This window comes from Bacillus sp. FSL M7-0003 (assembly GCF_038628485.1).
Classification (GTDB): Bacteria; Bacillota; Bacilli; order Bacillales; family Bacillaceae; genus Bacillus; species Bacillus safensis.
This window is the reverse complement of the sequence record NZ_CP152024.1, coordinates 3,492,285-3,506,797: the sequence shown is the minus strand read 5'-3', so window position 1 is coordinate 3,506,797 and position 14,513 is coordinate 3,492,285. Positions and strand designations below refer to the sequence as shown.

General features: G+C 44.5%; 14 protein-coding genes. 13 read left to right on the top strand and 1 reads right to left on the bottom strand.

All coding sequences use genetic code 11. The features are described 5' to 3' along the window. Positions 1-14: 14 nt before the first annotated feature. From MHI23_RS18010 to cydC, 10 genes are all read left to right on the top strand, one after another. Positions 15-1,001, top strand: a complete 987-nt coding sequence (locus tag MHI23_RS18010; protein WP_024427509.1) for an iron ABC transporter permease — start codon at positions 15-17, stop codon at positions 999-1,001. Next, positions 988-1,758 (top strand): ABC transporter ATP-binding protein, encoded by a 771-nt coding sequence (locus MHI23_RS18005; protein ID WP_024423886.1) that lies wholly within the window; start codon positions 988-990, stop codon positions 1,756-1,758. Before MHI23_RS18010 ends, MHI23_RS18005 begins: the two co-directional genes overlap by 14 nt. Positions 1,759-1,784: 26 nt before the next feature. After that, positions 1,785-2,537, top strand: a complete 753-nt coding sequence (gene srtB, locus MHI23_RS18000; RefSeq protein WP_034281345.1) for a class B sortase — start codon at positions 1,785-1,787, stop codon at positions 2,535-2,537. Between the two features lie 18 nt (positions 2,538-2,555). Next, entirely contained in the window at positions 2,556-3,494 is a 939-nt protein-coding gene (locus MHI23_RS17995; protein WP_125586878.1) for an ABC transporter substrate-binding protein, read from the top strand. After that, positions 3,491-4,504 carry an iron ABC transporter permease gene (locus MHI23_RS17990; RefSeq protein WP_125586876.1) on the top strand — a complete coding sequence of 338 codons (1,014 nt, stop codon included), beginning with the start codon at positions 3,491-3,493 and terminating at the stop codon, positions 4,502-4,504. Before MHI23_RS17995 ends, MHI23_RS17990 begins: the two co-directional genes overlap by 4 nt. 1 nt (position 4,505) lies before the next feature. Continuing rightward, a complete protein-coding gene (gene isdG, locus MHI23_RS17985) occupies positions 4,506-5,627 on the top strand; it encodes a heme oxygenase (RefSeq protein WP_024427505.1) in 1,122 nt (373 codons plus the stop codon). A gap of 322 nt (positions 5,628-5,949) precedes the next feature. Next, complete coding sequence (locus MHI23_RS17980) at positions 5,950-7,365, top strand: cytochrome ubiquinol oxidase subunit I (protein ID WP_024423881.1); 1,416 nt, start codon at positions 5,950-5,952, stop codon at positions 7,363-7,365. Then, positions 7,352-8,368: a cytochrome d ubiquinol oxidase subunit II gene (cydB, locus tag MHI23_RS17975; protein ID WP_342492138.1), complete on the top strand. Its 1,017-nt coding sequence runs from the start codon at positions 7,352-7,354 to the stop codon at positions 8,366-8,368. The genes MHI23_RS17980 and cydB overlap by 14 nt, the downstream gene beginning before the upstream one ends. After that, entirely contained in the window at positions 8,368-10,104 is a 1,737-nt protein-coding gene (gene cydD, locus MHI23_RS17970; RefSeq protein ID WP_073207900.1) for a thiol reductant ABC exporter subunit CydD, read from the top strand. Before cydB ends, cydD begins: the two co-directional genes overlap by 1 nt. Beyond that, positions 10,094-11,824, top strand: coding sequence for a thiol reductant ABC exporter subunit CydC (gene cydC, locus MHI23_RS17965; RefSeq protein ID WP_342492137.1), 1,731 nt, complete (start codon positions 10,094-10,096; stop codon positions 11,822-11,824). Before cydD ends, cydC begins: the two co-directional genes overlap by 11 nt. A gap of 57 nt (positions 11,825-11,881) precedes the next feature. Here the strand turns inward: cydC and MHI23_RS17960 are convergent, their stop codons facing one another. Then, complete coding sequence (locus MHI23_RS17960; protein ID WP_342492136.1) at positions 11,882-12,910, bottom strand: pectate lyase; 1,029 nt, start codon at positions 12,908-12,910, stop codon at positions 11,882-11,884. A 470-nt stretch (positions 12,911-13,380) separates the two neighbouring features. Between MHI23_RS17960 and sigY the strand changes: the two genes are divergently transcribed. Genes sigY through MHI23_RS17945 form a run of 3 tightly spaced genes read left to right on the top strand, consistent with a single transcriptional unit; the run spans position 13,381 to position 14,431 of the window. Next, entirely contained in the window at positions 13,381-13,914 is a 534-nt protein-coding gene (gene sigY / locus MHI23_RS17955; RefSeq protein ID WP_056765404.1) for an RNA polymerase sigma factor SigY, read from the top strand. Beyond that, complete coding sequence (locus MHI23_RS17950; RefSeq protein ID WP_041108357.1) at positions 13,911-14,222, top strand: YxlC family protein; 312 nt, start codon at positions 13,911-13,913, stop codon at positions 14,220-14,222. The genes sigY and MHI23_RS17950 overlap by 4 nt, the downstream gene beginning before the upstream one ends. Beyond that, on the top strand, positions 14,219-14,431 hold the full coding sequence (locus MHI23_RS17945) for a hypothetical protein (protein WP_041108354.1): 213 nt from the start codon (positions 14,219-14,221) through the stop codon (positions 14,429-14,431). The genes MHI23_RS17950 and MHI23_RS17945 overlap by 4 nt, the downstream gene beginning before the upstream one ends. Positions 14,432-14,513: the final 82 nt, after the last annotated feature.

Sequence of the window (14,513 nt, the reverse complement as noted above, 5' to 3'; positions counted from 1 at the left end):
AAAGGACGTTCAAGATGAAAAAAACAGGGATTTTATTTCTGATAGTCAGTCTCTTACTGGTCTGTGTGTTTATTTATTCAGCCATTACTGGGAGCATTCATGTCACCCCAATTGAATTATTAGAAGGGCTCATCACCGGTCAACATGCACAGGTAGAAATCATTAAAGATTTGAGAATTCCCCGCATGCTTATCGCGATGTTTACAGGGGCCGCCTTATCTGTCTCTGGTGTACTGCTGCAGTCGGTCATGAGGAATCCGTTAGCTGATGCCGGCGTCATTGGCATTTCATCAGGAGCCAGCTTCTTTTCATTAATGGCGATTACAGCGCTTCCTCAATTTTATTTCTACTCTCCTTTATTTTCGGTATTAGGCGGAGCTATTGCATGTTTCCTCGTGTATGTTCTGTCTTGGAAGGGTGGTTTAAGCCCAATCCGCATGATCTTGGTTGGGATCGCCATCAATGCCATGTTTACTGGAATGGCTGAAGCATTTGTGACCATTTGCAGCTATTTCAATATCACGATTAATCAGTCGGGACAGTCGAACCTCACGATGAAAACGTGGGGAGATGTCCGTTTAATCGGTGTCTATGGTGTCGCCGGCCTTGTCGTTGCACTCTTCTTCAGCAGGTGGTGCAACCTCCTGGCTCTTCAGGACAAGACAGCGAAAAATTTAGGATTGCGTGTGACCAGAATGCGCCTTTTGATTTCCATCACAGCCGTTTTACTTGCGGCGGTGACAGCTGCAGTAGCAGGCGTGATCGCCTTTGTCGGCTTGCTCATTCCGCACATTTCAAGAAGGCTTGTCGGCTCGGATCACCGGGTACTGATTCCATTTTCTGCGTTAAGCGGGGCTTTGCTTATTTTGACGGCTGATACGCTTGGCAGGACGCTTGTGGCGCCAAATGAGATTCCTGCTTCTACGATCATGGCCGTGATTGGCGGGCCGTTTCTGATCTTTTTATTAAGAAGGGGGGACCGTCTCCATGGACATTCGTGAAGTGTCATTCTCATATGACCAGCAGAAGGACATCGTTCAATCAGTCACAACAAAGATTGAAAAGGGGAAAATCACAACCATTATCGGTCCAAATGGCTCGGGAAAATCCACGCTGCTTTCCTTAATGGCGAATAATCATTGTCCAAATAAAGGGCAAATTCACTTAGACGGGCAAACGCTGAATACGTTCAAGCCAAAGGAGCTGGCAAAAAAGCTCGCTGTCGTCCATCAGCAAAATGAAGCGCCGCTTGATTTAACGATCGAACGGGTCGTGGCATTCGGCAGAACGCCGTACCAGACGATGCGCGGAGGAGACAAGGAAGAGGATGAGAGAGCGATAGAGTGGGCGCTGTCCAGTACAAAGCTAACGGACAAACGAAAGGTGCCGCTCGCCTCACTGTCAGGTGGAGAGCGGCAGCGTGTATGGATTGCGATGGCACTTGCGCAAAAAACACCGATCCTTTTCTTAGATGAACCGACAACTTATTTGGATATTTACTATCAATTTGACATTCTTGAGCTGATCCGTGAACTGAATGCCGTGCATGGATTAACGATTGTCATGGTGCTGCACGACATGAATCAGGCTGTCCGCTACAGCGATATCATCATAGCAATGAAGGATGGACAGGTTATCAGTGAAGGACAGCCAAACGATGTGTTAACAGAGGAAAACGTGCGGCACATTTATGATGTGTCCGTCACGATTAGACAGGATGCAGAAACAGGGATGTACATCGTGCCTGTTGGTATATAAGCTGGGCAAAAAGCAGGTGAGACAGTGTGAAACGAGGAAAACGGCTTTGGCAGCGAATGCTGACGATCGTTTGTTTAGGCGTATTTATTTATAGCGGGACAGCCATCGGCTTCGAACTTTTCGGTTATTATCAAAATCGCCAGGTGCTTGCAAAGGCTCAGACGATGTATGGATATGAAGAAGATATGACTGAAAAACGGGAGCAGGGAAAGATCCGTTCGTCATTTGATGAGCTGCGGAAGGTGAATGAGGACATTGTCGGCTGGATCAATATGAAAGACACGATGATTCAGTATCCGATTGTTCAATCTCACGATAATGCGTTCTACTTAACTCGCAATTATTTAAAAAACGACACCCGGGCAGGCAGTATCTTTATGGATTATCGTAATGATGTCCTGCATGAAAGCCCAAATACAGTGGTGTACGGCCATCGGATGAGGGATGGATCCATGTTCGCTGGACTCACAAACTATCTAAAAAAAGATTTCTTCCAAGAGCACCGGACATTTCAGTACGATACGCTGTATCAAAGCTATGAAGCGGAGATTTTTGCTGTGTATGAAACGACGGTTGACTTTGACTATATTCAAACCGATTTTCAAGATCTTGGCGAATATGCGCACTACTTGCAAGCTGTGCGGAAGAAATCAATCTATCAAACGAAGACAGACGTGTCCACAGATGACCTCATCCTCACCTTATCGACCTGTGATCATGTGCTTGCACCTAAAAGCGGGCGTCTCGTGGTACAGGCAAAGCTAAAGAAAGTTTACTAGAAAAGGAGAGACAGACGGTTGAAATTTTCAGATGTGATCTTAGCGGGACTCGTCTTGATGCTTCTCCTCGGCGGATGCAGTCAGGCAGCACCTGTAGAGAAAGGAAGCGGGCAAGGAGCGCTGAAAATAAAGGATTTTACCGGAAGAACGCTGTCGTTTGATGAATCCCCTCAGCGTATCGTCGCCTTGTCGACCGGGGACATGAGTATTCTGTATGCTTTAGGCGGTAAGGCGGTCGGCCGGCCAACTGCTGAGCTACCAGCCAGCTTACAAAAGGCAAAGTCCGTACAAACGATTGGCACAACGCATCAATTTGATGTAGAGCTGATCACAAGCTTAAAGCCTGATGTTGTGCTTGGAAATGAACAATTAAACAGCAAGGACATCTCTACAATAGAAGGAATTGATTCACAGCTTCTTTTGACAAGTGCCAATTCAGTGAAGGACATCCAGCGTCAAATCTCGTTATTTGGGGAGTTGCTCGGAAAGCAGCAAAAGGCTAAAGCACTCAATGAGCAAATTGATGAGCGAAAAAAGCAGGTCAAGCAGCCTAAGAAAAAAGTGAAAACACTCGTTGTGTACGGTGCACCTGGCACATATATGGCGGCACTTCCTCAATCTTTAAGCGGAGATTTGCTGCACATCGCTGGGGGTGCAAACATTGCTGAGAATGAACCGACACTCGAAAAATTTCCTCAATACGCTCAAATTAATGCAGAAAAGGTGATCGAAGCCGATCCTGATCTCATTCTGCTCATGACACACAGCAATCCTGAGGATGTGAAAGCGGGCTTTATGAGTGAAATGAAACAGAATGCAGCATGGCACGATGTATCAGCTGTCAAGAATGGCCGCGTGGAGATTCTGCCTAGTGATTTATTCGGGACGAACCCAGGCGCAGACGTTATAAAGGCGATTGATGAACTAGAGAAGAGATTGAAGCGATTGTCATCATGAAGGTGAATGCAGAGTTAGATTTTCAAAAAAGACAGTCGAGACGAAGATGGCTGATACCGGGACTGCTTTTCTCGCTAGGTGTGGGCATATGTCTAGGGCTTGCATTAGGTTCTGTTCAATTATCGCTGCCAGATTTGATCGCTGCTTTGACGGGATCAGGCCAGCCAGTCCATGAAAAAATCGTCATGGATTTACGCCTGCCGCGCGTTCTCATAGGTTTTATCGTCGGGGCCTGTCTCGCAGCATCAGGGGCCATTTTACAAGGAGTCGTCCGAAATCCACTCGCTGACCCCGGGATCATCGGTGTGACTGCCGGCGGCGGGTTAGCTGCTGTACTCAGCATGATTGTGTTTCCGCAATTCACTTATCTGCTTCCAGCGGCTGCCTTCCTAGGGGCTTTATTAGCGGCACTTGTTGTGTATATTTTATCGTTCGATCAAGGGGTTTCACCACTGAAATTGATTCTGGCGGGAGTGGCAGTCAATGCCCTGCTTGGTGCGGTCATGAATGGATTTATGGTGCTTTATAGTGAGCGTGTGCAGGCCGTTCTGCCTTTTTTATCAGGAGGATTAAATGGACGGAGCTGGCATCACCTGAGCTTTGTGTCACCTTATGCGATTGCTGGATTGTGTCTTTGTTTTTTTGCGATCAAGCCGGCAAATCTTCTTTTGCTTGGTGATGATTCAGCACAGCTGCTCGGCCTTAGAGTCGAGCGAACCCGATTTTTCTTAATTGCACTGGCGGCGCTTTTGGCGGGTGCAGCTGTAAGCGTGAGCGGTTTAATTGGATTTGTCGGTCTTGTCGTCCCTCATTTTATCCGCCTTTTAATTGGAGATGACTACCGGTACCTGCTGCCGATCTCAATGCTTGGCGGCGGCGTACTTGTGGTTTTTGCTGATACAGCAGCACGGGTATGGTTTACACCGGTTGAACTGCCTGTTGGTATTCTGCTTGCCTGTATTGGTGCACCTTTCTTCCTCTATTTATTAAAAAAGAAAGGGAGGGGTTAAGTTGGATGTGATTGCGATGGATGACGTGAGCCTCAGTCAAGGAGGCTTTCGATTGTCGTCTATTTCAGCAGCTGTGCCTAAAGGAAGTGTAACAGGAATTATTGGACCGAATGGGTCAGGGAAGTCGACGTTTATTAAAGCGGCCGCACGCCTTACGTCGATTGAAAGCGGCATGATTTATATTCACGATATCCCGCAAAAAGAAATGACAGCACAGGAGATTGCACAAGAAATCGCCGTTCTGATGCAGACGAGAACGGCCATCCCATCGATGACAGTACGTGAGCTGGTTGCACTTGGACGCAGTCCGCATCGTTCGATCTGGAAAAAGAGCTCGAAGACAGATCAGGAAGCGATAGAGTGGGCGCTTGATGTGACAAATAGCCGCGTGAATGAAAACAGGATGCTGCATACATTGTCAGGCGGAGAAAGGCAGAAAGCGTATATTGCCATGGCACTGGCTCAGAAGACAGAGACGATTATTTTGGATGAGCCTACCACTTACTTAGATATTGCACATCAGCTTGATTTACTAGAGCTGCTCAAACAGCTGAATGAAACGCATGGGATCACTATTTTAATGGTTCTTCATGACCTGCAGCAGGCAGCAAAATATTGTGATCGCCTGATTGCAATGAAGCGTGGTCAGGTTTACCAAATAGGGACACCAAAGGAAGTATTAACAGAAAACTTTTTCAAAGAGGTCTTTGGGATTCAGGCAGAGGTTCACCTAGATGGAGAGCATCCGCTCATTATCCCAATCGCTTCGATCCAACAACAAAAGGGAGATGAATCAAACATGATCATTGTAAACAACCAGGTTAGAGTAGAAAAAGGCAGTGCAGACCACCTCGTCAAGCGTTTTAACAAGCAGGGACAAGTAGAATTCATGGAAGGATTTTTAGGCATGGAAGTCTGGGTCACACAGCAGACAACCGATTACGATGAAGTGACCATTCATACCCGCTGGAATCGAAAAGAAGACTTTGTGAACTGGACAAAATCTCAGGCATTTGGAGATGCACACGCTCATGGAAAAGCGAAACCTGAAGGCCTATTAAAAAACAAAATTACGTACTATGAAGTCCAAGTGACAAGACCTGCTTTACAGAAAAAAGCTTAAAATAGAAACAAAGCGCTGCGGCTCACATGCAGCGCTATTTTTTTGCAGTTGTTTATTTCCCGTCACATATTCTTGACAAAGTATTCAAACAACTGACACAATACCATCCAAATTTTAGGTAAAATTTACTTTATTTTTGAAGCGTATGGGTGTAAAGTACAGGTATAAATAACTAACCGAATGAAAATCAAGAGTAAAATTTCACCGAGTGAACCATTTCAAATGGACTTTTATTTGTGAAACATTGAACAAATAGTGAATATTTTGTGAAATGGTGAGCATGAATCGTTCGGCATGTGAAAGTAAGGGAGGATGTAAGGCTGTGAGTGAGCTGTTTTTAGCAAGATTTCAATTTGCTTCAACGACATTATTTCATTTTATTTTTGTTCCTATGTCAATAGGTTTGGTGTTTATCGTCGCATTGATGCAGACCCTTTATGTCGTCAAGAAAAAAGACATCTATAAAAAGATGGCGAAGTTTTGGGGTCACCTGTTCTTACTTAACTTTGCAGTAGGTGTGGTAACAGGGATTCTGCAGGAATTCCAGTTTGGGATGAACTGGTCAGATTATTCAAGGTTTGTCGGTGATGTCTTTGGTGCACCGCTTGCCATTGAAGCACTTTTGGCCTTTTTCCTTGAATCTACATTTATTGGACTTTGGATATTCGGCTGGGATCGTCTGCCGAAGAAGATTCATTTATTGTGCATTTGGCTTGTTTCCCTTGGTACGATCTTTTCGGCGTTTTGGATTTTACTCGCCAACTCATTTATGCAGGAGCCAGTTGGATTTGCCATTAAAAATGGCCGTGCAGAAATGAATGATTTTGGGGCTCTTGTGACGAACCCGCAGCTTTGGGTTGAGTTCCCGCACGTTCTGTTTGGTGCGCTGGCAACAGGTGCTTTCTTTATTGCAGGAGTTAGTGCCTATAAAATGATCAAAAAACAAGAAATCGCCTTTTTCAAAAAATCATTCCAGATTGCGATGGTTCTCGCTTTAATTTCTGGCTTAGGTGTAGCATTTTCTGGACATGATCAAGCGAAGCACTTAATGAAATCACAGCCAATGAAGATGGCAGCAAGTGAAGCCCTTTGGAAGGATAGTGGAGATCCAGCGGCTTGGACACTATTTGCCAACATTGACACAGATAAAAAAGAAAACTCTGCGGAGATCAATATTCCGTTTGCCTTAAGTTATTTGGCATATTCGAAGTTCAGTGGAGATGTTCCAGGCATGTTGACACTTCAAAAAGAATATGAAGCCAAGTTTGGTCCCGGAGACTATATTCCGCCAGTGAAAACAACATTCTGGAGCTTTAGAATCATGGTCGGTGCCGGCATGCTGATGATTTTTGCTAGTATGATTGGTTTGTACTTGAGCTTTAGAAAGAAACTCGAAACAAACAAATGGTTTTTACGCTTCATGGTAGGGATGATTGCGTTCCCATTTATTGCGAATTCAGCCGGCTGGATCATGACTGAAATTGGGCGTCAGCCGTGGACCGTCTTTGGTATGATGACGACGGCTCAATCGATTTCACCGAACGTATCGTATGGCATGCTGTTATTCTCAGTCATTAGCTTTACGGCGATGTATCTGATTCTTGCCATTTTGCTTGCCTACTTATTCATTCGAGAAATTAAAAAAGGTGCACATTCTGAAGAGGATACAGATCAAAAGGATGAAACGGACCTGTCTACAGATCCATTTGATGGAGGCGCATATCATGGCATATCTTAACGAGATTTGGTTTATTCTTGTCGCAGTATTGTTTGTTGGATTTTTCTTCTTAGAAGGATTTGATTTTGGTGTCGGGATGTCCATGCAGCTGCTTGGAAAGGACGCGCACGAGCGCCGCATTTTAATCAATACGATTGGTCCTTTCTGGGATGCGAATGAGGTCTGGCTGATTACAGCTGGCGGTGCTATTTTCGCTGCATTTCCTCACTGGTATGCCACGATGTTCAGCGGATACTATATTCCGTTTGCGGTTCTTCTCTTAGCGCTCATTGGGCGCGGAGTCGCCTTTGAATTCCGAGGGAAGGTTGAGAAAGCCTCTTGGATTAAGGCGTGGGACTGGGTGATCTTCTTTGGCAGTCTGCTTCCGCCGTTTTTGCTCGGTGTGTTATTCACGAGTATTTTACGCGGGATGCCAATTGATCAAGACATGAACATGTACGCTGGATTTACGGACTTTGTGAATCTTTACTCAGTGATCGGCGGGTTAGCTGTGACGGTTCTTTGCCTGCTGCATGGCTTGATTTTCGTCACACTTCGTACAGAGGGTGACTTAAGAGATCGTGCAAGAAAAATGGGCCAGCGTGTCCTGCTCATTGCACTCCCTGTTCTTGTTATATTTGTCGGTGTGTCCATCATTGAAACAGACATTTATACCGTACGCCCGATCATCACCATTCCGTTAACTGTGCTGATTGTGGTTTGTTATATAGCTGCCCTTGTTTTGATGAGAAAAGAACGTGATGGCTGGACATTCTTATTCACAGGCACAGGCATCATGGTGACGGTGGCCATGCTTTTCACAGCATTGTTCCCGCGCGTCATGATTAGTTCAATCAGCCATTCGTTTGATCTCACAATTCAAAACGCTGCATCTGGATCTTATTCACTGACGGTCATGACGATTGTTGCCGTTTCTTTGCTGCCCTTTGTGCTTGGGTATCAAATTTGGAGCTATTACGTCTTCCGTAAACGTGTGAGCGGTAAGGAGCCAATGACCTACTAATGGATAAACGTTTGCTTCAACTAAAAGGAATGAGAGGGCTACTTGCCCTCTTAGGTATTGTGTCACTCATCCAAGGAGCAAGTATTATTTTCCAAGCACAGTGGCTGGCACATGCCATTACAACGCTGTTTGACGGGAAAAGCCTCTCGCAGGCAGCGCCTTACGTCATGCTGTTTCTTGCTGCCTTTCTTGTGCGGCACGGTCTCACCTTGATTCGGGAGAAGGTCATGTTTACCTACTCTTCCCGAATTGGAGCAGACGTCAGAAAGCAGCTGCTAGACCAACTCTTTCGATTAGGGCCTGCCTTTGCAAAGAAAAAAGGGACAGGAAAGCTTGTCACATTAGCAATGGAAGGAATTGCTCAATACCGTCAGTATTTACAGCTGTTTTTGCCGAAAATGGTGAACATGGCAGTGATTCCGGCGATGGTCCTTATCTATGTGTGGACATTAGATGAAACATCAGCCGTCATTTTAATTGTGACGCTGCCAATTTTAATTATTTTTATGATTTTGCTAGGCCTTGTTGCTCAGCGTAAAGCGGCCAAACAATGGAGATCGTATGAGAAATTATCCAATCATTTTACTGACTCTCTCCGGGGCCTTGAGACGCTTCGTTACTTAGGTATCAGCAAAAAACACTCCCGTAATATTGCGGAGGTGTCAAAGCGATATCGAAAAGCGACCATGAGTACGCTGAAGGTCGCCTTTCTGTCATCGTTTGCCCTCGATTTCTTTTCCATGCTATCGATTGCAACCGTCGCTGTTTTTCTTGGCTTACGTTTAATTGAAGGAGAGCTTCTGTTATTGCCAGCTTTGACGGCGCTTATGCTGGCACCGGAGTATTTTCTGCCGGTACGTGAAGTGGGAAATGATTATCATGCGACGTTAAATGGAAAAGAAGCGAATGAAGCGATGCAGGTCATTTTAGAAGAAAAAGGCTTCCGCGCGCAGGAGACACAATCTGTGCATCTGAATAAGTGGGATGAACAATCCGTGCTCACGCTGCAAGATGTTTGTGTCCAGCATGATGAACATGCCCCTTATTCCATTCAGGATGTGGATCTCACTGTCAAAGGGAAGAAAAAAATCGGCATCATTGGTGCCAGTGGTTCAGGGAAATCGACATTAACCGATGTCCTCGGCGGTTTTGTTGAACCGTCTTCAGGTCAAATTACGCTAAACGGCCAGCCGCTTGTTCATTTACAGATGAACGAATGGCAAAAGGAAGTTGTCTATATGCCGCAGCATCCCTATTTATTTCACATGACATTAAGAGAGAACATTCGTTTTTATGAACCGAATGCAACAGACGAAGAAGTGGAAAGAGCTGTGCATGAGGCTGGCTTATCTCAGCTGGTTACGCAGCTGCCAAATGGCCTGGATGAGGTCATTGGAGAACAGGGAAGAGAGCTAAGCGGCGGACAGGCGCAAAGAATTGCGCTTGCTCGAACTGTGCTGGGCCAGCGGTCCATTATGCTGTTAGATGAACCAACGGCGCATCTCGATATTGAAACAGAGTATGAACTGAAGAAAACAATGCTTCCACTGTTTGAACATAAACTTGTGTTCTTAGCGACACACAGACTCCACTGGATGCCGGACATGGATGAAATCATTGTCATGGATCAAGGAACCGTCGCAGAAATGGGGACACATGAATCATTAATGCAAAGAAAAGGCGTGTATTATCAATTGGTACAGGAGCAAATGGGGGCGGTCACACATGGTCAGTAAAGGCTGGTTTATACCTTATATCAAGGAGAATCAAAAGCTGTTTGCCTTGGTTTTATTTTTAGGAGCCATTGCGGTATTCTCTGCTTCTATGCTGATGTACACGTCGGGATTTCTCATTTCAAAAGCTGCGACAAGACCTGAGAATATACTCATGGTCTACGTCCCAATTGTGGCTGTACGTACCTTTGGTATTTCGCGCTCTGCTGCCCGCTACGCAGAAAGGCTGGCAAGCCATCAGCTCATTTTGACAATGATTGAAAAAATGCGTGTACGCCTCTATGACATGGCTGAACGAAGTGCCAAACAGACAAAGCTTGGGACAGGTGAAATGCTTGGTCTCTTGTCAGATGATGTAGAGAGGCTGCAGGACGCCTATTTAAAAACCATATTTCCATCCATCGGTGCACTGCTTTTATATGCTGCATCCATTGGAGCACTTGGCCTTTTCTCATGGCCTTTTGCTGGACTGATGCTGCTTTATATGGCACTTCTCGTATTCGTTTTCCCATACGTCACAGTGCTTGTGAACCGGGCAAGACAAATTCAAATGAAAAAAGGCAGAAATGAACTGTACAGCCATTTAACAGATGCAGTCATGGGCGTTAGTGACTGGCTGTTCAGCGGCAGGCAGAAAGATTTTGTGGATGGATATGAACAGAAAGAAGCACAGCTGTTAGCGCTTGAAGCAGCGAAACACCGATTTATCCGTATGCGTCAATTTTTGGCACAGCTCTTGATTGGAGGAGCTGTCGTGCTTGTTGTGTATTGGAGCGGCTCGGTCGTTCAGTCAGGATCCATGTCACACACACTAATTGCAGCCTTTGTACTTGTGCTGTTTCCGTTAACAGAAGCCTTTCTTCCGCTGGCAGATGCGGCAGGTGATATTCCCGTCTACCAGCATGCTGTCAGCAGATTACATCATTATGAAAAGCAGTCATATGAAGGAGAAAAAAGCGAGGCAGTGGAACAGTCAGCCATTTCTCACGATGAAGCTGTCTGTTTTGATCAAGTGTCCTTTCGATATGACACGCATCAATATGTCCTTCAAGACCTGTCCTTTTCTCTAAAGCAAGGGGAATCACTCGCGCTTTTAGGCAAAAGCGGTGCAGGCAAATCGACCATTTTAAAATTGTTAGAAGGGGCAGTCGTTCCAAATCAAGGAGCTGTCAGCATTCAAGGAAAACCGGTTCAAAGCATTCAAGAGAAGGTGTCTGCCTATGTGTCTGTGCTCAATCAACAGCCATATTTATTCGATACGTCTGTTTTAAACAATATTCGTTTAGGGTCTCCAGAGGCAACAGAAGAGCAGGTAAAAGAAGCAGCTAGACAAGTGCAGCTGCATGATGACATCGAGTCTTTGCCAGAAGGTTATCACACAGGTGTTCAGGAGACAGGGGTTCGATTTTCAGGTGGAGAAAGACAGCGTATGGCGTTAGCTCGAATTTTGCGTCAGGACACGCCGGTTGTTGTATTAGATGAACCCACCGTCGGGCTTGATCCACGGACAGAGCGTGAATTGCTTGAAACCATCTTCCGTGTGTTAAAAGGGAAAACAGTTATTTGGATCACCCATCACCTGACTGGCTGTGAGGCATGTGACCGCATCATGTTTATTGAAGACGGGCGCATTGAGATGCAGGGGCAGCATCAGGATTTACTGAAAGAAAACCCGCGCTATCAAAAATTGTATGAAATGGATCGTCCATTTTCTACTATTTAAATGAATGAAATGACAAAAACGTTCGGACAGGAAATCTCTGCCCGAACGTTTTGTGGTTTAAGGGTTTACTTTCCCAACACCTGCATTTGATATCACTTCTGATTTCACATTGTTCACGTTAAGCAAAGAGTAGTTATAAGGAGGGTTATACGTACCTGTTGAAGACGTTGGCAGACTGCCTGTGCTGTTAATATATGAGTTGTTGATGACATGCCATGTACCAACTTGACGGCTGTCCCAGCTTCCAATGGCATTTTTGGTGTTTTCAAATACGTTGTGTTCAATTCTCATTTTCGCGCCCATACGTGAGTTAATCGCTGTTGTGAGGATGTCTTTATAATAGTTGTTATAGACATGTCCTTCCCCAAAGCGCATAGACGGTACACGAGAGTTTAGGTTTTCAAAGCGGTTGTTGTGGAACGTAATTTTTCGATTGTAGTTATCGTTATCGGAGCTGCCCATGAGCATTGTTTTCCAGCTGTCATGTACATAGTTCCACGAGAAGGTAATGTAGTCAGAGTCATTTTTTACATCAAATAAACCATCGTAGTCATCCTTCCCAGAATTCAATGTGTTGTACAGTTCATTATGATCGACCCATATGTTTTTAGAACCGCCTTCAATCCCGATGGCATCCTTGTCACCGATTTTGCTGTGGTGGATTTTCAAGTTGCGGATGATGATGTTATTGGCACGCCATACTTTAATGCCAATTCCATTCAATTCGCCGTTCGTCCCTTTACCGACGATCGAGACATTATTTGTATCTTTCACATCGATTTTATTGGCTGATGTATTAGAAGGGGTAATGGTCCCGTCTACAACAATTTTTAATTTTTCGTTTGTTCCTTTATTTTTGAGGGCAGCCAATAGTTCATTTCCAGTTTTGACTGTGACGGTTTTACCGCCTTCACCGCCTGTTGTGCCGCCATTTAATGTGGAGAAGCCTTGTTGATTAAAGTTGGCCATAATAGAAGGGCTTTCTGGATATTTGGCTGCTGCCTTTGCCTCCCCGTTTGGTGCAAATAATGAAGTGACGAGACCAACAGCTAATACACCGGCTAACATTGGAATTTTTCTCTTCATATTCAACATCTCCATTCTATTTTATTTTAATGAAAACGTTTCCAAAATAAGCTGTGATTCAACCACTCCTCCTTCCTTCACAAGCATCGCTTCATTCGGAATGTAGGATGAGCATAGCATGCAAAAAGGTATCATCGGCTAAGGATAGGCGCAGCTTATTCCATGATTTTCTAGGAAGCTAAGCCAATGATTATTTCATTTTCATCTTCATGAGATAAGGACCATTGACGATAGGTATGAGGATGACATCATGATTATGGAGAGAAGGCTCTCCGTTTGGTAGAAAAACAAGATGATTACGAACGCATCATTTTGTTAGAGAAGAAGGAATGCCATAATCATTACATAAGAAAAAATTGGATATAAAACGAAAATCATAGGAGATATGCTAAAAAATAAGGTCTATTTTAAACGATATTATCATCCGTGTCGTCTCATGAATAAGAGAAGAAAAGAAAGGAGGGGCGTGTTTGGAGCAGACAGAAGAGATATTATTGATTCAGCGGGCAAAACAGGGAGATGATGCCGCGTTTACAGCCCTTTATCGGCATCACTATTCCTTTGTTTACCGATATATGTTGAAGCTCACCCTTCAACAAGAGCTGGCAGAGGAAATCATGCAAGAAACGATGCTGAAAGCGTATATGAAACTTTCTTCATTTAGAGGAGATGCCTTATTTTCAACCTGGCTCATTTCGATTGCCTCTAGGCAATTTTTAGATCACCAGAAGAAAAGAAAACGTGAACAAATGAGAGAAGGAAAAGCGAATCAGGAAGCCATACGCCGCTTTAAATGGGACGTTCAGCAAAAGGGGAACACATGGCATGACATGTGGGATGCTTTAAATGAATTAAAGGCTCAGGAGAGAGCACCGATTATTCTGCACTATTATTATGGCTTTACCTATCCAGAAATGGCTTCAATGCTCGGAATGAGAGAAGGCACTGTGAAATCGAGGGTTCATCATGGATTAAAGAAAATTCGAAAGGAGTGGGATTTATGAAGGAAGATCGTTTGACCGAACGTTTAAAAGAAGAGCTCAAGCAGCTAGACGAACAAATTGAAGTGGAAAAGCCAAGTGAGCAGGCTGTCATGATGATGCTGAAACAGGCGAAGGAACAAGAGAAAAGGCGTTTTAAACAAGAAGTGCTGGCATACGTTTTAATCAGTTTGACTATTCTAGCACTCTTTGCAGCTGCCATTACCCATTTGCCTATCATCTTCATACTTCTCCAAATAGTGAGCGTCCCCATCTGCTTTGTTGTTGGCTACAAGGAATATCAACATATCAAAGGAGGGTCTTCCTTATGAGTCAGTCGGAAATGATCATCTTATTGTGCGTCTTGCCGTTATTGTTTGCACAGGGCTTTCTTTTATTTATGGATGCAAAGAAAAGAGGGCGTTACAAGTGGTTTTGGGGCATTGTCGGTCTCATTAACTTTCCATCGTCTTCTATTTTATATTGGCTTTGTGTCGTGTTACCTGATCGAAAAAGAGGCGGGAAGCCCCGAAAAGATTGAGTGCATCCGATCAAACTTTTGACCCTTTTTTCAATGGAAAACCAGCTAGAAATTCATCATGATTCATGTATTTGTCAAAGAA

What these genes read in the sequence shown, in the direction of transcription:
- MHI23_RS17960 (WP_342492136.1), bottom strand. Translation starts at nt 12,910, where the DNA reads ATGAAGAGAAAAATTCCAATGTTAGCCGGTGTATTAGCTGTTGGTCTC.
- cydB (WP_342492138.1), top strand. Translation starts at nt 7,352, where the DNA reads ATGGCATATCTTAACGAGATTTGGTTTATTCTTGTCGCAGTATTGTTT.
- cydD (WP_073207900.1), top strand. Translation starts at nt 8,368, where the DNA reads ATGGATAAACGTTTGCTTCAACTAAAAGGAATGAGAGGGCTACTTGCC.
- MHI23_RS17950 (WP_041108357.1), top strand. Translation starts at nt 13,911, where the DNA reads ATGAAGGAAGATCGTTTGACCGAACGTTTAAAAGAAGAGCTCAAGCAG.
- MHI23_RS18010 (WP_024427509.1), top strand. Translation starts at nt 15, where the DNA reads ATGAAAAAAACAGGGATTTTATTTCTGATAGTCAGTCTCTTACTGGTC.
- MHI23_RS17990 (WP_125586876.1), top strand. Translation starts at nt 3,491, where the DNA reads ATGAAGGTGAATGCAGAGTTAGATTTTCAAAAAAGACAGTCGAGACGA.
- MHI23_RS18005 (WP_024423886.1), top strand. Translation starts at nt 988, where the DNA reads ATGGACATTCGTGAAGTGTCATTCTCATATGACCAGCAGAAGGACATC.
- MHI23_RS17945 (WP_041108354.1), top strand. Translation starts at nt 14,219, where the DNA reads ATGAGTCAGTCGGAAATGATCATCTTATTGTGCGTCTTGCCGTTATTG.
- cydC (WP_342492137.1), top strand. Translation starts at nt 10,094, where the DNA reads ATGGTCAGTAAAGGCTGGTTTATACCTTATATCAAGGAGAATCAAAAG.